This window comes from Cupriavidus oxalaticus (assembly GCF_016894385.1).
GTDB classification, from domain to species: Bacteria; Pseudomonadota; Gammaproteobacteria; order Burkholderiales; family Burkholderiaceae; genus Cupriavidus; species Cupriavidus oxalaticus.
Genome location: NZ_CP069812.1, coordinates 3,581,041 through 3,602,500 on the forward strand (window position 1 = coordinate 3,581,041; position 21,460 = coordinate 3,602,500).

The window sequence follows — 21,460 nt, forward strand, 5'->3', positions numbered from 1 at the left end:
TAACACAAACGGGCGAGATGTGTAAAAACACAGCCCGCCCGGCAACCAACAAACGCTATCGCGCGCTTAGAAGCGGAAATGCGAGAACGCCTTGTTGGCTTCGGCCATGCGGTGCACTTCGTCGCGCTTCTTCATCGCGCCGCCACGGCCTTCCGATGCTTCCAGCAGCTCACCTGCCAGGCGCAGCGCCATCGACTTCTCGCTGCGTTTCTTCGCGGCCTCGCGCAGCCAACGCATCGCCAATGCCAGACGACGCGACGGACGGACTTCGACCGGAACCTGATAGTTGGCGCCGCCCACGCGACGGCTCTTCACTTCCACCACCGGCTTCACGTTGTTGATGGCAACGGAGAACACTTCGATGGGGGCCTTGCCTGCCTTCTTTTCGATCTGGTCGAACGCGCCATAGACGATACGTTCGGCAACCGACTTCTTGCCGTCCAGCATCAGCACGTTCATGAACTTGGCAACTTCAACGTTGCCGAACTTCGGATCAGGCAGAACATCCCGCTTGGGGACTTCACGACGACGTGGCATCTTCTTTCCTTTAGATTCAGTTGAGAGCGCGGTCAGTTGTTTCCGCTCTCCGGCCACCAACTAGCTTGCATGCAATAGACAGCAAATTCGCCGGGTGACCACTTACTCGACGGCACGGTTGCCAAAAAGGCGCTCCGTTGTACCGCCGCCTGGTGACAGCACCATGACTCGCGCCACAGGCTATCGTTTGTTGCTGCTTCGGGTCTCGCAGACCCAGGCACCCTAAGCTTAGGCCGCCTTCGGACGCTTCGCGCCGTACTTCGAACGGGCCTGCTTGCGGTCCTTCACGCCTTGCAGATCCAGCGAGCCACGGACGATGTGGTAACGCACACCCGGCAGATCCTTCACACGGCCGCCGCGGATCAGCACGACCGAGTGTTCCTGCAGGTTGTGGCCTTCACCGCCGATGTACGAAATGACTTCGAAACCGTTGGTCAGGCGCACCTTGGCGACCTTACGCAGTGCCGAGTTCGGCTTCTTCGGCGTCGTGGTGTACACGCGGGTGCACACACCACGGCGCTGGGGGCAGTTCTCAAGCGCCGGGCTCTTGCTCTTGATGACTTCAGAGACGCGCGGCTTGCGAACCAGTTGGTTGATAGTTGGCATTGTTCAATCCAGCTTGGTTTTACGAAAAACGCCCCTCGCACCGGCATGCGCCAGGATGGAGAGGCAACTACGGGTTTTTGGGCGGGAGAGATGAGCGGACGCGCTCTGGAGACGGGACTGTGCGGTAACAGCATGCCAAAGAGCGCGAGCCGGCACCCGGATCCCGCATCTGCCGCCACCGGTCCATCAAAACCGGTCCGGAAGGCTTGCCGGCAGCGGCCTGAAAGCCACATATCCGACGGGCGAGCGAAATCCAAAGCCAAAAACTCGAATCTGGCATCCTAGCAGCGGAATCGTATACCGTCAAGTTGTATACCCGTTGCGCCCCGGCGGGTCCCCGTCCCGCACAGTTCGCACAGGCAGACGGGCTAGGTGCCGCGCAGCGCGTCGACAATGGCCTGGCCGTAGCGCTCGAGCTTGGACGCGCCAATCCCGGGAATACCTTCCATGGCCGACAGCGAGTCCGGCGCCGTCCGCGCCAGTTCGGCCAGCGTGGCGTCATGGAAGATCACGTAGGCCGGCACGCCATGCTCGCGGGCCGTCTCGGTGCGCCAGCGGCGCAACGCCTCCCAGTTGGACAGCGTCTGAGCGTCCATGTCCGCGGTGTGGTCGATACGGTTGCCGCGCGCCGGGCGCTCGCCGGACTTGCCGGGCCGGGTGGCCTGCCGCCGCAGGATGATCTGGCGCTCGCCCTTGAGCACCTCGCGCGCGCGCTCACCCAGCAGCAGCGCACCGTGCCCGCCATGGTCGATCACCAGCAAACCCTGCGCGATCAACTGGCGGAACACGGTATGCCACTCGTGGACCGAGCGATCCTTGCCGATGCCGAAGGTCGAGACCTTGTCATGGCCCCACTGCTTGATCTTTTCGGAGGCATTTCCCCGCAGCACGTCGACCAGGTGGGTGGCGCCAAAATGCACGCGGCTGGCTTGTGCCGTACGGTACACGCACGACAGCGCCATCTGCGCCTCGCGCGTGCCGTCCCAGGTGGCCGGCGGCTCCAGGCAGGTATCGCAGTTGCCGCAGGGTTCGCTGGCTTCGTCGAAGTAGGCGAGGATGCGCTGGCGCCGGCAGCCGGCGGTTTCGCACAAACTCAGCAGCGCGTCCAGCTTGGACGACGACACGCGCTTGAAGGCCTCGTCCGCGTCGGACTCGTCGATCATGCGCTTCTGCTGCACCACGTCGCCCAGGCCATAGGCCATCCAGGCATTGGCCGGCAGCCCGTCGCGGCCGGCGCGGCCGGTCTCCTGGTAATAGCCCTCCATGCTCTTGGGCAGGTCCAGGTGGCCAACGAAGCGCACGTCAGGCTTGTCGATGCCCATGCCGAAGGCGATGGTGGCAACCATCACCAGCCCCTCTTCCTCGCGGAACCTGGCCTGGTGGCGCTGGCGGATGGCCGCGTCCATGCCGGCGTGGTAGGGCAAGGCATTGATGCCGTGGCCCTGCAGCCACGCAGCGGTATCTTCCACCTTCTTGCGCGACAGGCAGTAGATGATGCCGCTGTCGTGGGTGCCATCGGCTGCGGTGTGCTCGGCCTTGATAAAGGCCAGCAATTGCTGGCGCGCATTGTCCTTCTCGACGATGCGGTAGCGGATATTGGGCCGGTCGAAGCTGGAGATGAAAACGCGCGCGTCGTCCAGCGCCAGCCGTTCAATGATCTCGTTGCGCGTCAGCGCGTCGGCGGTAGCGGTCAGCGCAATGCGCGGCACGTACGGGAAGCGTTCGTGCAGCACCGACAGCTGGATGTACTCCGGCCGGAAATCATGGCCCCACTGCGATACGCAATGCGCCTCGTCGATGGCGAACAGTCCGACGCGCGTCCGCTCGAGCAGGTCGAGGAAGCGGGGCGTCATCAGCCGCTCGGGTGCGACGTAGAGGATCTCCACCCTGCCGGCCAGCAGGTCGCGCTCGACGGCGGATGCTTCTGAACCGGTCAGCGTTGAATTCAGCACCGCGGCGCGCACACCGGCTTCGGTCAGCGCCGCGACCTGGTCCTGCATCAGCGCGATCAGCGGCGATACCACGATGCCGACGCCCTGCCCTGTGCGCTGCCGCAGCAGCGCCGGAATCTGGTAGCACAGCGACTTGCCGCCGCCGGTCGGCATCAGCACCAGGCTGTCGCCGCCTTCGGCAACGTGGTCGATGATCTCGGCCTGGCGCCCGCGAAAGGCGTGGTAGCCGAAGACATCCTTGAGGATCGCCAGTGCTTGCGACATGGACAACGGAATTGCTGGAGCCGGAAAAGCCGTAACCTTACCACTAAGGGACCCGGCCACCGCGCCTGACGGGCAAACTCTCCGACGTTTCTCACGAAAGGTCACGCCACGCGCGGATACAAAAAAAGCCCGGCTGGATCAGCCGGGCTTTTGACCGCCTTGCGGCGGGAATTCACTGCATTGAGATCAGGCGTTGTCGCCTTCACCCTCGGTCGTCGCCTGCACCACCGGCGGCGGCTCGATGAAGAGCGACTGCTCTTCTTCGGCGATCGCCTGGGCACGTTCGCGCTCGGAGGCCTCGCGCGCCTTGCGGGCACGGTGGTAGGCCAGGCCGGTACCGGCCGGGATCAGACGACCCACGATCACGTTTTCCTTCAGACCACGCAGGTCGTCGGTCTTGCCCATGATCGCCGCTTCGGTCAGCACGCGCGTGGTTTCCTGGAACGATGCCGCCGAGATGAAGCTGTCGGTCGACAGCGACGCCTTGGTAATACCCAGCAGCAGGTTCTCGTAGGTCGCCGGACGCTTGCCTTCGGCGATCACGCGGTCGTTCTCGTCGAGCAGTTCCGAACGCTCCACCTGTTCACCCGGGATGAACTTGGTGTCGCCCACGTCGGCGATCTGGACGCGGCGCAGCATCTGGCGAACGATCACCTCGATGTGCTTGTCGTTGATCTTCACGCCCTGCAGACGGTACACGTCCTGCACTTCGTCCACGATGTAGTGCGCCAGCTCTTCGATGCCCTTCAGGCGCAGGATGTCGTGCGGGTCCGCCGGACCTTCCACGATCATTTCGCCCTTGTTCACCACCTGGCCGTCGTGCACCAGCACCTGCTTTTCCTTCGCGATCAGGAACTCGTGGGCGTTGCCGTCCAGGTCCGTGATCACCAGGCGCTGCTTGCCCTTGGTGTCCTTGCCGAACGAGGTCGTGCCGGTGATTTCCGCCAGCACGGCGGCGTCCTTCGGCGAACGCGCTTCGAACAGCTCGGCCACACGCGGCAGACCACCGGTAATGTCGCGAGTCTTCTGCGATTCGGTCGGGATACGCGCGAGCACTTCACCCACATGCACCTGCTGGCCGTCCTTCACGGTAATCAGCGCGCCGACCTGGAAGCCGATGGTCACGGAGTGGTCCGTGCCCGGGATCTTCACTTCCTGGCCGTTGGCGTCGAGCAGCTTCACCTGCGGGCGGATGCCCTTGGTGGCAGCCGTGCGGCGCTTGGCGTCGATCACCACCAGGGTCGACAGGCCCGTCACTTCGTCCATCTGCTTGGCGACGGTCACGCCTTCTTCGACGTTCTCGAACTTGGTCGTGCCGGTGTATTCCGAAACGATCGGACGCGTCAGCGCGTCCCACGTGGCCAGCTGCGTGCCAGCCTTGATGGCCTGGCCGTCCTGCACCAGCAGCGTGGCGCCGTACGGGATCTTGTGGCGCTCGCGCTCGCGGCCGTGGTCGTCGGTGATCAGCGCCTCGCCCGAACGCGAGATGACGATCAGCTCGCCCTTCGCATTGGTGACGTAACGCATGGTCGCCGTGAAACGCACGGTACCGGTTGCCTTGGCTTCCACGCTCGATGCCACTGCCGCACGCGATGCCGCGCCACCGATGTGGAACGTACGCATGGTCAGCTGCGTGCCCGGCTCACCGATCGACTGGGCGGCGATCACGCCAACCGCTTCGCCGGAGTTCACCAGCACGCCGCGGCCCAGGTCGCGGCCATAGCACTTGCCGCACAGGCCGTAGCGCGTGTCGCACGACAGCGGGGTGCGGACCTTGACTTCGTCCACGCCGATGTTGTCGATCAGCTCGACCAGGTCTTCGTCCAGCAGCGTGCCGGACTCGATCGCGGTTTCCTGGGTTTCCGGGTTCACCACGTCGGCCACGGTCACGCGGCCGAGAATACGGTCGCGCAGGGCTTCGATCACTTCACCGCCTTCGACCAGGGCCTTCATGGCCACGCCGTTGGAGGTGCCGCAATCGTCTTCCACCACGACCAGATCCTGGGTCACGTCGACCAGACGACGGGTCAGGTAACCCGAGTTCGCGGTCTTCAGTGCCGTATCGGCCAGACCCTTACGTGCACCGTGGGTCGAGATGAAGTACTGCAGAACGTTCAGGCCTTCACGGAAGTTCGCCGTAATCGGCGTTTCAATGATCGAGCCATCCGGCTTGGCCATCAGGCCACGCATGCCGGCCAGCTGGCGGATCTGCGCGGCGGAGCCCCGTGCGCCCGAGTCGGCCATCATGTAGATGGAGTTGAACGACTCTTGCTTCACGGTCTTGCCTTCGCGGTCGACCACGTCCTCGTGCTGGAGCTGCTCCATCATCGCCTTGCCCACCTGGTCGCCGGCGGCGCCCCAGATGTCCACGACGTTGTTGTAGCGTTCCTGGTCCGTCACCAGACCCGACATGTACTGCTTGTCGTATTCCTTCACCTTGGCCGAGGCCTCGGCGATGATCTTTTCCTTGGCGGGCGGCACCAGCATGTCGTCGATCGCGATCGAGATACCGGCGCGGGTTGCCAGGCGGAAGCCCGACTGCAGCAGCTTGTCGGCGAAGATCACGGTCTCGCGCAGGCCGCACTTGCGGAACGCAGTGTTGATCAGGCGCGAGATTTCCTTCTTCTTGAGCGGCTTGTTCAGCACCGAGAACGGCAGGCCCTTCGGCAGGATCTCGGACAGGATCGCGCGGCCGACCGTGGTGGCCTGCAGCGTGGTCTTGGGTGCGAAACGGGCGTCGCCCTCGGCGTCCTTGTCCACCAGCTCATACTCGGTGATACGCACGTTCACGCGGGAAGCCAGCTCGACCTCCTTGTTCTCGTAGGCGCGGATCACTTCGCTGATGTCGGCAAAGGTCATGCCCTCGCCGCGGCCGTTGATCTTGTCGCGGGTCGTGTAGTACAGACCCAGCACCACGTCTTGCGACGGGACGATCGACGGATCGCCGTTGGCCGGGAACAGCACGTTGTTGGAGGCCAGCATCAGGGTGCGGGCTTCCATCTGCGCTTCCAGCGACAGCGGGACGTGGACAGCCATCTGGTCGCCGTCGAAGTCAGCGTTGAACGCCGCGCAGACCAGCGGGTGCAGCTGGATGGCCTTGCCTTCGATCAGCACCGGCTCGAACGCCTGGATACCCAGGCGGTGCAGCGTCGGCGCGCGGTTCAGCATCACCGGGTGCTCGCGGATCACCTCTTCGAGGATGTCCCACACCACCGGGGTCTGGCTTTCGACTTCCTTCTTCGCCGCCTTGATGGTGGTGGCGATGCCCATCGTTTCCAGCTTGTGGAAGATGAACGGCTTGAACAGCTCGAGCGCCATCAGCTTGGGCAGGCCGCACTGGTGCAGCTTGAGCGTCGGGCCCACCACGATGACCGAACGGCCCGAGTAGTCGACACGCTTGCCCAGCAGGTTCTGACGGAAACGGCCGCCCTTGCCCTTGATCATTTCGGCCAGGGACTTCAGCGGACGCTTGTTGGCACCGGTCATCGCCTTGCCGCGACGGCCGTTGTCCAGCAGCGAGTCAACCGCTTCCTGCAGCATGCGCTTTTCGTTGCGCACGATGATCTCGGGCGCCTTCAGTTCCAGCAGGCGCTTCAGGCGGTTGTTACGGTTGATGACGCGGCGATACAGGTCGTTCAGGTCCGAGGTCGCGAAGCGGCCACCGTCCAGCGGCACCAGCGGGCGCAGCTCGGGCGGCAGCACCGGCAGCACTTCGAGGATCATCCACTCGGGCTTGATGCCCGAACGCTGGAAGGCCTCGAGCACCTTCAGGCGCTTGGCAAACTTCTTGATCTTGGCTTCGGAGCCGGTGGCCTGCAGCTCGGCGCGGATCTGTTCGATCTGCTTCTCGATGTCGATGCCGCGCAGCAGTTCACGGATGCCCTCGGCACCCATCATGGCGACGAACTCGCCCTCGCCGTACTCGTCGCACTTCGCCAGGTAGTCGTCTTCCGACATGATCTGGCTCTTCTTGAGCGGGGTCATGCCAGGCTCGAGCACCACGAATGCTTCGAAGTACAGCACGCGCTCGATGTCGCGCAGCGTCATGTCGAGCACCATGCCCAGGCGCGACGGGAGCGACTTCAGGAACCAGATGTGCGCGGTCGGCGCGGCCAGTTCGATGTGGCCCATGCGCTCGCGGCGCACCTTGGCCAGCGTCACTTCAACGCCGCACTTCTCGCAGATCACGCCGCGGTGCTTCAGGCGCTTGTACTTGCCGCACAGGCACTCGTAGTCCTTGATCGGGCCAAAGATCTTGGCGCAGAACAGGCCGTCGCGTTCCGGCTTGAACGTACGGTAGTTGATCGTTTCCGGCTTCTTGACTTCGCCGTACGACCACGAACGGATCTTCTCGGGCGAGGCCAGGCCGATCTTGATCGCGTCGAACTGCTCTTCCTGCTGTACCTGCTTAAAGAGATCGAGCAATGCTTTCATTGCAACTCCTTGTTTCGCCACCGGCCCGGAGTCTGTCCGGGGCGATGGCATTCATTCTGTGGGAAATCCTGCGCTGGTGAGTGCCGGCCGCAGCCGGCACCCGCATCGGCTCGATCAGTAGCGATCGAGGTCGATGTCGATACCCAGCGAGCGGATTTCCTTCACCAGCACGTTGAACGATTCCGGCATGCCGGCATCGATCGAGTGCTCGCCCTTGACGATGTTCTCGTACACCTTGGTACGGCCGTTCACGTCATCGGACTTGACCGTCAGCATTTCCTGCAGCACGTACGACGCGCCGTAGGCTTCCAGTGCCCACACTTCCATCTCACCGAAACGCTGGCCACCGAACTGCGCCTTGCCGCCCAGCGGCTGCTGCGTCACCAGCGAGTACGGGCCGGTGGAACGCGCGTGCATCTTGTCGTCGACCAGGTGGTGCAGCTTCAGCATGTGCATCACACCCAGCGTGACCGGACGCTCGAACGCTTCGCCGGTGCGGCCGTCGAACAGCGTGACCTGTTGCTTGGAAGCGGTCAGGCCCTTCTCCTTCGCAATCTCTTCCGGATAGGCGAGGTCCAGCATGCGGCGGATTTCGTCCTCATGCGCACCATCGAACACCGGCGTCGCGAACGGCACGCCCTTCTTCAGGTTGTCGGCCAGTTCCAGGACTTCCGCATCCGACAGGCTGTCCAGGTCTTCGACCTTGCCGCTCTCGTTGTAGATCTGCGTGAGCAGGTTGCGCACTTCGGCTGCCTTGGCTTGCGCCTTCAGCATGTTGCCGATGCGCTCGCCCAGACCGCGCGCGGCCCAGCCCAGGTGCGTCTCGAGAATCTGACCCACGTTCATCCGCGAAGGCACGCCCAGCGGATTCAGCACGATGTCAGCCGGCGTACCGTCGGCCATGTAGGGCATGTCTTCGATCGGGGTGATCTTCGACACCACACCCTTGTTGCCGTGACGGCCTGCCATCTTGTCGCCAGGCTGCAGGCGGCGCTTCACGGCCAGGTAGACCTTGACCATCTTGATCACGCCCGGCGGCAGTTCGTCGCCCTGCGTCAGCTTCTTGCGCTTCTCTTCGAAGGCCAGGTCGAACTCGTGGCGCTTTTGCTCGATGGCTTCCTTGACGGCTTCCAGCTGGGCAGCCAGTTCCTCGTCCGCCGGACGGATGTCGAACCAGTGGTACTTGTCGACGTCGGCCAGGTACTCCTTGGTGATCTTGGCGCCCTTGGCCAGCTTCTTCGGACCGCCGTTGACGGTCTTGTCGATCAGCAGGCGCTCCAGGCGCTGGAAGGCATCGCCTTCCACGATACGCAGCTGGTCGTTCAGGTCCAGGCGGTAGCGCTTCAGTTCGTCGTCGATGATCGACTGGGCACGCTTGTCGCGGGTCACGCCTTCGCGGGTGAAGACCTGGACGTCGATCACGATGCCGCTCATGCCCGACGGCACGCGCAGCGAGGTGTCCTTCACGTCCGACGCCTTCTCGCCGAAGATCGCGCGCAGCAGCTTCTCTTCCGGGGTCAGCTGGGTCTCGCCCTTCGGCGTGACCTTGCCCACCAGCACGTCGCCGGCTTCAACCTCGGCACCGATGTAGGTGATGCCCGACTCGTCCAGGCGCGCCAGCTGGGCCTCGGCCAGGTTCGAGATATCGCGCGTGATTTCCTCGGGTCCCAGCTTGGTGTCGCGGGCAACGACCGACAGTTCCTCGATGTGGATCGAGGTATAGCGGTCTTCGGCCACCACACGCTCCGAGATCAGGATCGAATCCTCGAAGTTGTAGCCGTTCCACGGCATGAACGCCACCAGCATGTTCTGGCCGAGCGCCAGTTCACCCAGGTCGGTCGAGGCGCCGTCGGCGATCACGTCGTTGCGGGCAACAATATCGCCAACCTTGACCATCGGACGCTGGTTGATGTTGGTGTTCTGGTTCGAGCGCGTGTACTTGATCAGGTTGTAGATGTCCACGCCGACTTCACCGGCCACGGCTTCGTCGTCGTTCACGCGGATCACGATACGCATCGCGTCGACGTAGTCGACCACGCCGCCACGCATCGCCTGCACGGCAGTACCCGAGTCGACCGCAACGGTGCGCTCGATGCCGGTGCCGACCAGCGGCTTGTCCGGACGCAGGCAAGGCACGGCCTGACGCTGCATGTTCGCGCCCATCAGTGCACGGTTCGCGTCATCGTGTTCCAGGAACGGCACCAGCGAGGCAGCGGCCGACACGATCTGCGACGGCGCCACGTCGATGTACTGCACGCGGTCCGGCGTCACCATACGGGTTTCACGCTCGGAGCCTTCACGCGCCGACACCAGTTCGTCGGTCAGGTTGCCATCGGCGTCGACGGTCGCGTTGGCCTGCGCCACCACGTACTTGCCTTCCTCGATCGCGGACAGGTAGTCGACCTGGTCGGTCAGCTTGCTGTTCTCGACCTTGCGGTACGGGGTTTCCAGGAAGCCGTACTCGTTCAGGCGCGCATACAGTGCCAGCGAGTTGATCAGGCCAATGTTCGGACCTTCCGGCGTTTCGATCGGGCACACGCGGCCATAGTGGGTCGGGTGCACGTCGCGGACTTCAAAGCCGGCGCGCTCGCGCGTCAGACCGCCCGGGCCCAGTGCGGAGACACGGCGCTTGTGCGTGATCTCAGACAGCGGGTTGGTCTGGTCCATGAACTGCGACAGCTGCGACGAACCGAAGAACTCGCGGATCGCCGACGAGATCGGCTTCGAGTTGATCAGGTCGTGCGGCATCAGGTTCTCGGTCTCGGCCTGGCCCAGACGTTCCTTGACGGCACGCTCCACGCGCGACAGGCCGGCGCGGAACTGGTTCTCGGCCAGCTCGCCGACGCAGCGCACGCGACGGTTGCCCAGGTGGTCGATGTCATCGACCTCGCCCTTGCCGTTGCGCAGGTTGACCAGGATCTTGATGGTCTCGAGGATGTCCTCGTCCTGCAGCACCATGGCGCCTTCGCCGCTGGGGCGGCCCAGGCGGCTGTTGACCTTCATGCGGCCAACGCGCGACAGGTCGTACGACTCTTCGCTGTAGAACAGGCGCTGGAACAGCGCTTCCACGGCTTCTTCGGTCGGCGGCTCGCCCGGGCGCATCATGCGGTAGATCGCGATCCGCGCAGCGGTCTGGTCGGCGGTCTCGTCCACGCGCAGGGTCTGCGACATGTACGGGCCCTGGTCCAGGTCGTTGGTGTACAGGGTCTGGATCTGCTTGACGCCGGCTTCGCGCAGGTTTTCCAGCAGCGTTTCGGTGAGCTCGTCGTTGGCGTTGGCAATCACCTCGCCGGTATCCGGGTCGATGATGTTCTTGGCCAGCACGCGGCCCAGCAAGTAGTCTTCCGGCACGCTGATCAGCTTGGTGCCGGCCGAATCCAGGTCGCGGATGTGCTTGGCGTTGATCCGCTTGTCCTTCTCGACCACCACGCGGCCGTTCTTGTCGGCGATGTCGAAGCGCGCGACTTCACCGCGCAGGCGCTCGGGCACGAACTCCAGCTGCGCGCCTTCCGACTGCAGCGTGAAGTTGTCGAACACGAAGAAGTGCGCGAGGATCTGTTCCGGAGTCAGGCCGATCGACTTCAGCAGGATCGTCACCGGCATCTTGCGGCGGCGGTCGACGCGGAAGTACAGGATGTCCTTCGGGTCGAACTCGAAGTCCAGCCACGAACCGCGGTAGGGGATGATACGTGCCGAGAACAGCAGCTTGCCCGAGCTGTGGGTCTTGCCCTTGTCGTGCTCGAAGAACACGCCGGGCGAGCGGTGCAGCTGCGAGACGATGACACGCTCGGTGCCGTTGATCACGAACGAACCCGTGGAAGTCATCAGCGGGATTTCGCCCATGTAGACTTCCTGCTCCTTCACTTCCTTGACCTTGCCCGGGTTCTCGCGATCGTTGATGATCAGGCGAACCTTGGCGCGCAGGGCCGAGTGGAAGGTCAGGCCACGCTGTTGACATTCCTTGACGTCGAACGGCGGGTTGGACAGGTGATACGAGACGAACTCCATACGGGCGAGCCCGTTATGCGAGGAGATCGGGAAGATTGCGTTGAAAGCGGCCTGGAGGCCTTCGGTCTTGCGACGCGCGGTCGGCGTTTCCGCTTGCAAGAACTGGGTGTAGGATTCAATCTGGGTGGCAAGCAGGAATGGAACCTGATGTACCGTAGCGCGCTTCGCAAAGCTTTTGCGAATGCGCTTCTTTTCGGTGAAGCTGTACGCCATGGGATCTCCGAATCATCGCAGGACGGCTGGACCTGGCCGTGCCTGAGGTGTTCAGCGACTGGGAGGGGATTTGGCGGTTGGCCGCTACCAACCTCTGGCTGACGGTGCCCGCACGCTGCGGGCGGTGTGGTCGTCGCATCAGCGCAACGCCTGCACTCGCCCGGGGGACACCCGACCAAACTTGTCTTCTGCAGTCGGTTCAGAAGACAAACATCAGCAGCAACCACTTAGTGTGCCACTGATGTTTGGCCTCTGCTGAGTTGCCGGCAAATCAAGTGCCGTCAGGACTCGCAAACATCACTTCTCACGACTTTGCCGCTGTGCGGAGTGGTGATTAAAACACAATCGCACAAGCGCAAAAAGGCTGGCGCCGGGAATCTTCCCTTTGCCAGCCCCATTCGCGTGCCGCAAGGGCACGCGAGCACAGCATTACTTGACGTCGACCTTGGCGCCGGCGTCTTCCAGCTTCTTCTTGGCATCGGCAGCAGCTGCCTTGTCCACGCCTTCCTTGACGGCCTTCGGTGCGCCATCGACCAGGTCCTTGGCTTCCTTCAGGCCCAGGCCGGTGATTTCGCGAACGGCCTTGATCACGCCAACCTTATTGGCGCCGACTTCGGCCAGGATCACGTTGAACTCGGTCTGCTCTTCAGCAGCGGCGGCACCGCCAGCGCCCGGAGCAGCAGCCACGGCCATGGCAGCAGCCGACACGCCAAACTTCTCTTCGAACGCCTTGACCAGGTCGTTCAGTTCCATCACGGACATCGCGCCAACGGCTTCCAGGATGTCGTCTTTGGTGATTGCCATTTGAAATACTCCTACTAGATTTGATTCGGTATCGGTAATGCGATCTTTCGATGCGAGGCCTGGATTGCCTTAGGCGCCGGCGGCTTCCGCTTCCGCGGGAGCGCCTTCTTCCTTCTTGGCAGCCAGTGCAGCCAGCAGACGGGCGAAGCCCGACACCGGTGCCTGCATCACGCCCAGCAGCTGAGCAATCAGTTCGTCGCGGCTCGGGATCGAGGCCAGCGCCTTCACGGCGGCAGCGTCGAGAACCTTGCCGTCATACGACCCGGCGCGCAGGACCAGCTTGTCGTTGGTCTTGGCGAAGTCGTTCAGAACCTTGGCCGAGGTCACTGCATCTTCGGAAATACCGTAGATCAGCGGACCGGTCATCTGCTCAGCGAGGCCTGCGAACGGCGTACCTTCGACGGCGCGGCGAGCCAGCGTGTTCTTCAGAACACGCAGGTACACGCCTTGCTGGCGAGCGGTAGCACGCAGCCTGGTCAGATCGCCAACCGCAATGCCGCGATATTCGGCCACGACGATGGTCTGGGCCTTGGCGACTTGCGCCGAGACCTCAGCAACGACGGCCTTCTTATCTTCAATATTGAGTGGCACGGTTAAGCTCCAAAATGACGCTGTGTCTCCGGCAACACCGGAGCTTTCACGTCAGCACAAACGAACGGCGTCCGATTGGCCCGAATCACCCGGGTCAGTGCCCGGTTGCTTCAATCCCTTCGGGTGCGCCATCTGCGCTGGCTGGCCGGAAAACGTCGCTCAGGCTTGGAAGCCTTCCCGCACGTTCCGACCGATTAAGCCCTTTCCGCATCACTGCCGCGGACAAGGACACCAGCGGTCTTTGATAACCAGCGGTGCCGGCCGATGCTTGCGCACCCGGCCGGCACCACTGCCCAAAGCCATGCTCCATCCCTTGCGGTCCGGAGACGACCCCCGCCATTGCTGGCCAGGGTCTTCAATTCTTCTTGCCGACCGGTGTTATCGGGTGCCGGTCAGCAATTTGCCGTCAGCTCAGGCAGCCAGCGTAGCCTGGTCGACACGCACGCCGACACCCATGGTCGACGAGACGGCGACCTTGCGCAGGTACACGCCCTTGCTGGTAGCCGGCTTGGCCTTGACCAGCGCGTCAAGCAGCGCCGACAGGTTGCTCTTCAGCGCGGCGTCTTCGAACGAACGGCGGCCGATGGTCGCGTGGATGATACCGGCCTTGTCGACACGGAACTGAACCTGACCGGCCTTGGCGTTCTTCACGGCCTGGGCCACGTCCGGGGTCACGGTACCGACCTTCGGGTTCGGCATCAGGCCGCGCGGGCCCAGGATCTGGCCCAGCGTACCGACGATACGCATCGTGTCCGGCGAAGCGATCACGACGTCGAAGTTCAGGTTGCCGGCCTTGACTTGCTCGGCCAGGTCTTCCATGCCGACGATGTCAGCACCGGCGGCCTTGGCGGCCTCGGCCTTTTCGCCCTGGGCGAACACAGCCACGCGCACCGACTTGCCGGTACCGGCGGGCAGCACCACGGAACCACGAACCACCTGGTCCGACTTCTTGGCGTCGATGCCCAGTTGCACGGCCACGTCGATCGACTCGTCGAACTTCGCCGAGGCGCAGCCCTTCACCAGGCCCAGGGCCTCGTCGATCGGGTAGAACTTGGTACGCTCGATCTTCGCCTTGTTGGCGGCGACGCGCTTGGAAACCTTAGCCATTTACAGACCCTCCACGGTGATGCCCATCGAACGCGCCGAACCGGCGATGGTACGCACGGCGGCGTCCAGGTCGGCGGCGGTCAGGTCAGCGTTCTTGGCCTTGGCGATTTCTTCAGCCTGGGCGCGGGTGATCTTGCCAACCTTGTCGGTGTGGGGCTTCGGCGAACCCTTGGTGATACCGGCTGCCTTCTTGATCAGCACGGTCGCCGGCGGCGACTTCATCACGAAGGTGAAGCTCTTGTCGGCGAAGGCGGTAATCACCACCGGCACCGGCAGACCAGGCTCCATGCCTTGGGTCTGGGCGTTGAACGCCTTGCAGAACTCCATGATGTTCAGACCACGCTGACCCAGTGCGGGACCAACGGGCGGGGAGGGATTTGCCTTACCAGCCGGAATCTGCAGCTTGATAAAGCCAATGATCTTCTTGGCCATCTCTACTCCAATCCGGATCGCTCCACTCGGGGAAGACGATCCTGTTGAGTCGTAACGCGCTGTCGCCGCACCGGTGGCACGGCCTCACGCTCCTCTTTGGCAACGCCCTGAGGCACTGCCATTACCGATTGCCGCCCTCTCGGCCGACAACCGGCAAATTCCTTAAACCTTCTCGACCTGGCCGAACTCGAGCTCGACTGGCGTGGCGCGTCCGAAGATCGTGACCGAGACGCGCAGGCGCGACTTCTCGTAGTTCACTTCTTCCACGTTGCCGTTGAAGTCGGTGAACGGGCCGTCCTTGACGCGCACCATTTCGCCCACTTCGAACAGCGTCTTGGGACGCGGCTTCTCGACCCCTTCCTGCATCTGGGTCATGATCTTGTCGACTTCGCGCTGCGAAATCGGGCTCGGGCGGTTGCGGGCACCGCCCACGAAACCGGTGACCTTGCTGGTGTTCTTCACCAGGTGCCAGGTCTCGTCGGTCATTTCCATTTCCACCAGCACGTAGCCAGGGAAGAAACGGCGTTCGGTCACCGACTTGTGGCCGCCCTTGATTTCCACCACTTCTTCGGACGGCACCAGGATGCGGCCAAACTTGTCCTGCATCTCGGCGCGCTCGATGCGCTCCTGCAGCGCGCGCTGCACGCTCTTCTCCATGCCGGAGTAGGCATGCACGACATACCAGCGCTTCTTCGATGAAGGCGACTCCGGCGCGGTGGTTTCCTGCTGAGCGTTATCCGTCATGTGCTACCTCTTATTTCCAGCCCAGTACGAGCGAAAACACGATCCACTCGATGAGCTTGTCCGCCGACCACAGGAACAGTGCCATGATGACGACAAAGACGAAGACCAGCCCCGTCATTTGCCCGGATTCCTTGCGCGTCGGCCAGACGACCTTGCGAACTTCCCGATACGATTCTTTGGCGAACCCAATGAAGTCCTTGCCCGGTGCCGACACCAGTGCAACGACGACACCCAGTGCAATACCGCCGAACAGCGCAGCGCCACGTACATAAGACGGTTGCTGTGCGAGTGCATAGAAACCGATGACGCCGGCAACCACCAGCAGCACCGCGACGCCGAGCATCCACTTGCCGCTGTTGGCGTTCACGGTTTCAACATTGGGATTGGCCATGTTTCGCAAACGAGACTAAGCCGCGTCACGATTGTTCTTCGCGACGCGGCTGATTGATTTGGCAGGGGCAGAGGGAATCGAACCCCCAACCTTCGGTTTTGGAGACCGACGCTCTGCCAGTTGAGCTATACCCCTAAAACTACTGAGAGCCGGCGCTTGCGCCCACCCTCTTCTGGCAACGAACGCGGCCGGTTGGTGCCACGTTCGCTATCGAACAGCTTAGTCGAGGATCTTTGCCACGACGCCGGCGCCGACGGTACGGCCGCCTTCGCGGATTGCGAAGCGCAGGCCTTCTTCCATGGCGATCGGGGCGATCAGCTTGACGGTGATCGACACGTTGTCACCCGGCATCACCATTTCCTTGTCCGCCGGCAGCTCGATCGAGCCGGTCACGTCGGTGGTGCGGAAGTAGAACTGCGGGCGGTAGTTGTTGAAGAACGGGGTGTGACGGCCGCCTTCGTCCTTCGACAGGATGTACACCTCGCCGGTGAAGTGGGTGTGCGGCTTGATCGAACCCGGCTTGCACAGCACCTGGCCGCGCTCCACGTCTTCACGCTTGGTGCCGCGCAGCAGCAGACCGACGTTGTCGCCAGCCTGGCCCTGGTCCAGCAGCTTGCGGAACATTTCCACGCCGGTGCAGGTGGTCTTCACGGTCGGGCGGATACCGACGATTTCGATTTCTTCGCCGACCTTGATGATGCCGCGCTCGATACGGCCGGTCACCACGGTGCCGCGACCCGAGATCGAGAACACGTCTTCCACCGGCATCAGGAAGGTACCGTCAACGGCACGCTCCGGCGTCGGGATGTAGGTGTCCAGCGCTTCGGCCAGGTTCATGATGGCCACTTCGCCCAGCTCGCCCTTGTCGCCTTCCAGCGCCAGCTTGGCCGAACCCTTGATGATCGGGGTGTCGTCGCCGGGGAACTCGTACTTGCTCAGCAGTTCGCGAACTTCCATCTCGACCAGCTCGAGCAGTTCAGCGTCGTCCACCATGTCGCACTTGTTCAGGAACACGATGATGTACGGCACGCCAACCTGACGGGCCAGCAGGATGTGCTCGCGCGTCTGCGGCATCGGGCCGTCAGCGGCCGAGCACACCAGGATCGCGCCGTCCATCTGGGCGGCACCCGTGATCATGTTCTTCACGTAGTCGGCGTGGCCCGGGCAGTCAACGTGCGCGTAGTGGCGGTTGGCCGTCTCGTACTCGACGTGCGCGGTATTGATGGTAATACCGCGGGCCTTTTCTTCCGGCGCTGCGTCGATTTCGTCGTACTTCTTGGCGGCACCGCCGAACTTGGCAGCCAGCACCGTGGCGATCGCTGCGGTCAGCGTGGTCTTGCCGTGGTCAACGTGACCAATCGTACCAACGTTCACGTGCGGCTTAGTCCGCTCGAACTTTTCCTTTGCCATTGCGCGACTCCTGTCTCGGTAGCGATGTTGCCAGTGCGGTGGTATTTGGTGCCCATGGGCAGGATCGAACTGCCGACCTCTCCCTTACCAAGGGAGTGCTCTACCACTGAGCCACATGGGCGAAACTAGACGTACTACTTTATGACAGCAACCGCGCGACTTGGAGCGGGTGAAGGGAATCGAACCCTCGTCGTAAGCTTGGAAGGCTTCTGCTCTACCATTGAGCTACACCCGCCCGGTTCTTTCCTGCTTCTTCACCGGCGCTGCCGGCTGCCGTCTTGCATTCTGGTGGAGAGGGCTGGATTCGAACCAGCGTAGGCGTAAGCCAACAGATTTACAGTCTGCCCCCTTTAGCCACTCGGGCACCTCTCCGCAGAGAACTATCGATTATGGGGCTGTTCACCTCGTCTGTCAAGCACTTTCCGTTGCGGATGCTGTGCCAGGCTCAGACTCGGGAAGGCGTTCCAGCGTGGCGCCAGATGCCGCCTGATCGCTCCCACAAGCGCAGATTAGATTTCTACGTTCTCACCCTATAGGGGCTTTGCAGAGCGGCTCCTGGCGGCTCTGAGGCGGGCCTGGCGGGGGCTTCGCCCAGGTCGTGAAGGCTGGCCGCAAAAAGCAAAAACCCCTCGCAGCACACGCTGTCGAGGGGTTTTGCACAATAAGAGCCTGGCGATGACCTACTTTCACACGGGAATCCGCACTATCATCGGCGCGGAGTTGTTTCACGGACCTGTTCGGGATGGGAAGGGGTGGTTCCAACTCGCTATGGTCACCAGGCATGAGGGGTTGCGGCGTTGCGCTTGCGTCAACGTCGCGAATAGGGATGTAGTCTTGGTTGTGTGTATCGTGGCACAAGGCGATCGACTCACCAGGTGAAACACACTGGTTATAGGATCAAGCCTTACGGGCAATTAGTACTGGTTAGCTTAACGCATTACTGCGCTTCCACACCCAGCCTATCAACGTCCTGGTCTCGAACGACCCTTCAAGGAGGTCAAGCCTCCAGGGAATCCTCATCTTCAGGCGAGTTTCCCGCTTAGATGCTTTCAGCGGTTATCTCTTCCGTACATAGCTACCCTGCGATGCCTCTGGCGAGACAACAGGTACACCAGCGGTACGTCCACTCCGGTCCTCTCGTACTAGGAGCAGCCCCCGTCAAGATTCCAACGCCCACGGCAGATAGGGACCAAACTGTCTCACGACGTTTTAAACCCAGCTCACGTACCTCTTTAAATGGCGAACAGCCATACCCTTGGGACCGGCTACAGCCCCAGGATGAGATGAGCCGACATCGAGGTGCCAAACACCGCCGTCGATATGAACTCTTGGGCGGTATCAGCCTGTTATCCCCAGAGTACCTTTTATCCGTTGAGCGATGGCCCTTCCATTCAGAACCACCGGATCACTATGTCCTGCTTTCGCACCTGCTCGACTTGTCGGTCTCGCAGTTAAGCACGCTTTTGCCATTGCACTTTAGGTACGATGTCCGACCGTACCAAGCGTACCTTCGAACTCCTCCGTTACACTTTGGGAGGAGACCGCCCCAGTCAAACTGCCTACCATGCACTGTCCCCGACCCGGATTCACGGGCCAAGGTTAGAACCTCAAACAAACCAGGGTGGTATTTCAAGGACGGCTCCACGTGAACTAGCGTCCACGCTTCTAAGCCTCCCACCTATCCTACACAGATCGGTTCAAAGTCCAATGCAAAGCTACAGTAAAGGTTCATGGGGTCTTTCCGTCTAGCCGCGGGGAGATTGCATCATCACAAACACTTCAACTTCGCTGAGTCTCGGGAGGAGACAGTGTGGCCATCGTTACGCCATTCGTGCAGGTCGGAACTTACCCGACAAGGAATTTCGCTACCTTAGGACCGTTATAGTTACGGCCGCCGTTTACCGGGACTTCAATCAAGAGCTTGCACCCCATCATTTAATCTTCCGGCACCGGGCAGGCGTCACACCCTATACGTCCACTTTCGTGTTTGCAGAGTGCTGTGTTTTTATTAAACAGTCGCAGCCACCATTTTATTGCAACCCCTTCACCCTTCTGGCGCAGGCCAGTCAAGCTACCAGGGCGTACCTTATCCCGAAGTTACGGTACCAATTTGCCGAGTTCCTTCTCCCGAGTTCTCTCAAGCGCCTTAGAATACTCATCTCGCCCACCTGTGTCGGTTTGCGGTACGGTCTCGTATGACTGAAGCTTAGAGGCTTTTCTTGGAACCACTTCCAATTGCTTCGCAGCTCTAGGCCGCTCGCCCCACATCCTTGAATTCCGCGCCCGGATTTGCCTAAGCGCCTTCTCCAATGCAGGGACCGGGACTTCCAACACCCGGACAACCTTCCGCGATCCGTCCCCCCATCGCATCATACGACGGTGCAGGAATATTAACCTGCTTCCCATCAGCTACGCATCTCTGCCTCGCCTTAGGGGCCGACTCACCCTACGCCGATGAACGTTGCGTAGGAAACCTTGGGCTTACGGCGAGGGGGCCTTTCACCCCCTTTATCGCTACTCATGTCAGCATTCGCACTTCTGATACCTCCAGCATCCTTTACAAGACACCTTCACAGGCTTACAGAACGCTCTCCTACCACGCACTTGCGTGCGTCCGCAGCTTCGGTATATAGCTTAGCCCCGTTACATCTTCCGCGCAGGACGACTCGATCAGTGAGCTATTACGCTTTCTTTAAAGGGTGGCTGCTTCTAAGCCAACCTCCTGACTGTTTTAGCCTTCCCACTTCGTTTCCCACTTAGCTATATTTGGGGACCTTAGCTGGCGGTCTGGGTTGTTTCCCTCTTGACACCGGACGTTAGCACCCGATGTCTGTCTCCCGTGATTGCACTCTTCGGTATTCGGAGTTTGCTATGGCGGGGTAATCAGCAATAGACCCCCCAACCATGACAGTGCTCTACCCCCGAAGGTGAGACACGAGGCACTACCTAAATAGTTTTCGGAGAGAACCAGCTATTTCCAGATTTGTTTAGCCTTTCACCCCTATCCACAGCTCATCCCCTAACTTTTCAACGTTAGTGGGTTCGGTCCTCCAGTACGTGTTACCGCACCTTCAACCTGGCCATGGATAGATCATCTGGTTTCGGGTCTACACCCAGCGACTCAACGCCCTGTTCGGACTCGCTTTCGCTACGCCTTCCCTAATCGGTTAAGCTTGCCACTGAATGTAAGTCGCTGACCCATTATACAAAAGGTACGCCGTCACCCCCGAAAGGGCTCCGACTGTTTGTATGCATGCGGTTTCAGGATCTATTTCACTCCCCTCCCGGGGTTCTTTTCGCCTTTCCCTCACGGTACTGGTTCACTATCGGTCGATCACGAGTATTTAGCCTTGGAGGATGGTCCCCCCATCTTCAGACAGGATTTCACGTGTCCCGCCCTACTTGTCGTACACCTAGTTCCACAACGCTGTTTTCGCATACAGGGCTATCACCTGCTAGGGCCGGGCTTTCCATCCCGTTCTGCTAACAACACTGCTAAAGAGTACAAGGCTCTTCCCATTTCGTTCGCCACTACTTTGGGAATCTCGGTTGATTTCTGTTCCTGCAGCTACTTAGATGTTTCAGTTCGCCGCGTTCGCTTCCCACACCTATGAATTCAGTGTGGGATGACCCATACGGGCCGGGTTTCCCCATTCGGACATCTTCGGATCAAAGCTTGTTTGCCAGCTCCCCGAAGCTTTTCGCAGGCTACCGCGTCCTTCATCGCCTGTGATCGCCAAGGCATCCACCACATGCACTTGTTCGCTTGACCCTATAACAAGTGTGTCTCAAGCTTGCGCTCAGGACACCGCTCACTACAGGTTGAGTTCTCGCATTTGTGCCGTATTCCAAGTCATCTTTCGATCACTTAAATACATTTTGGTTGATACAATCACAACCCGGTATCGCGTTTTGTGCTACAGCGTCTCATCAACGCTCGCGCGACACCTTTACTACATCCCATATT

12 protein-coding genes, 4 tRNA genes and 2 rRNA genes are annotated in these 21,460 nt (G+C 61.5%); all 18 read right to left on the reverse strand.

The features are described from left to right. Nucleotides 1-66: 66 nt before the first annotated feature. A complete protein-coding gene (gene rpsG / locus JTE92_RS29000) occupies nt 67-537 on the reverse strand; it encodes a 30S ribosomal protein S7 (protein ID WP_010810459.1) in 471 nt (156 codons plus the stop codon). Between the two features lie 228 nt (nt 538-765). Further along, on the reverse strand, nt 766-1,143 hold the full coding sequence (gene rpsL, locus JTE92_RS29005) for a 30S ribosomal protein S12 (protein WP_006576501.1): 378 nt from the start codon (nt 1,141-1,143) through the stop codon (nt 766-768). A 368-nt stretch (nt 1,144-1,511) separates the two neighbouring features. Further along, nucleotides 1,512-3,359, reverse strand: a complete 1,848-nt coding sequence (gene recQ, locus JTE92_RS29010) for a DNA helicase RecQ (protein ID WP_063242129.1) — start codon at nt 3,357-3,359, stop codon at nt 1,512-1,514. 186 nt (nt 3,360-3,545) lie between these two features. Continuing rightward, on the reverse strand, nt 3,546-7,793 hold the full coding sequence (gene rpoC / locus JTE92_RS29015) for a DNA-directed RNA polymerase subunit beta' (protein WP_063242128.1): 4,248 nt from the start codon (nt 7,791-7,793) through the stop codon (nt 3,546-3,548). A gap of 114 nt (nt 7,794-7,907) precedes the next feature. Next, on the reverse strand, nt 7,908-12,014 hold the full coding sequence (rpoB, locus tag JTE92_RS29020; protein WP_063242127.1) for a DNA-directed RNA polymerase subunit beta: 4,107 nt from the start codon (nt 12,012-12,014) through the stop codon (nt 7,908-7,910). Between the two features lie 429 nt (nt 12,015-12,443). Continuing rightward, the gene (gene rplL / locus JTE92_RS29025; RefSeq protein ID WP_063242126.1) at nt 12,444-12,818 is read right to left on the reverse strand and encodes a 50S ribosomal protein L7/L12; all 375 of its coding nucleotides are present in this window, start codon (nt 12,816-12,818) and stop codon (nt 12,444-12,446) included. Between the two features lie 69 nt (nt 12,819-12,887). Continuing rightward, complete coding sequence (rplJ, locus tag JTE92_RS29030; RefSeq protein WP_063242125.1) at nt 12,888-13,409, reverse strand: 50S ribosomal protein L10; 522 nt, start codon at nt 13,407-13,409, stop codon at nt 12,888-12,890. Nucleotides 13,410-13,820: 411 nt separating this feature from the next. Then, entirely contained in the window at nt 13,821-14,516 is a 696-nt protein-coding gene (gene rplA, locus JTE92_RS29035; protein ID WP_063242124.1) for a 50S ribosomal protein L1, read from the reverse strand. Next, a complete protein-coding gene (rplK, locus tag JTE92_RS29040) occupies nt 14,517-14,948 on the reverse strand; it encodes a 50S ribosomal protein L11 (RefSeq protein ID WP_010810467.1) in 432 nt (143 codons plus the stop codon). Nucleotides 14,949-15,110: 162 nt separating this feature from the next. Continuing rightward, the gene (gene nusG, locus JTE92_RS29045; RefSeq protein WP_010810468.1) at nt 15,111-15,692 is read right to left on the reverse strand and encodes a transcription termination/antitermination protein NusG; all 582 of its coding nucleotides are present in this window, start codon (nt 15,690-15,692) and stop codon (nt 15,111-15,113) included. Between the two features lie 10 nt (nt 15,693-15,702). Beyond that, nucleotides 15,703-16,083 carry a preprotein translocase subunit SecE gene (gene secE, locus JTE92_RS29050; protein ID WP_029049797.1) on the reverse strand — a complete coding sequence of 127 codons (381 nt, stop codon included), beginning with the start codon at nt 16,081-16,083 and terminating at the stop codon, nt 15,703-15,705. Between the two features lie 59 nt (nt 16,084-16,142). Further along, a tRNA-Trp gene (locus JTE92_RS29055) sits at nt 16,143-16,218 on the reverse strand. A gap of 84 nt (nt 16,219-16,302) precedes the next feature. Beyond that, entirely contained in the window at nt 16,303-17,493 is a 1,191-nt protein-coding gene (gene tuf, locus JTE92_RS29060; RefSeq protein WP_063242169.1) for an elongation factor Tu, read from the reverse strand. A 46-nt stretch (nt 17,494-17,539) separates the two neighbouring features. After that, nucleotides 17,540-17,614, reverse strand: a tRNA-Thr gene (locus tag JTE92_RS29065). Between the two features lie 40 nt (nt 17,615-17,654). After that, a tRNA-Gly gene (locus JTE92_RS29070) sits at nt 17,655-17,728 on the reverse strand. A 51-nt stretch (nt 17,729-17,779) separates the two neighbouring features. Beyond that, a tRNA-Tyr gene (locus tag JTE92_RS29075) sits at nt 17,780-17,865 on the reverse strand. A 295-nt stretch (nt 17,866-18,160) separates the two neighbouring features. Next, nucleotides 18,161-18,273, reverse strand: a 5S ribosomal RNA gene (gene rrf, locus JTE92_RS29080). A gap of 113 nt (nt 18,274-18,386) precedes the next feature. Beyond that, nucleotides 18,387-21,265 (reverse strand): 23S ribosomal RNA (locus JTE92_RS29085). Nucleotides 21,266-21,460 lie beyond the last annotated feature (195 nt).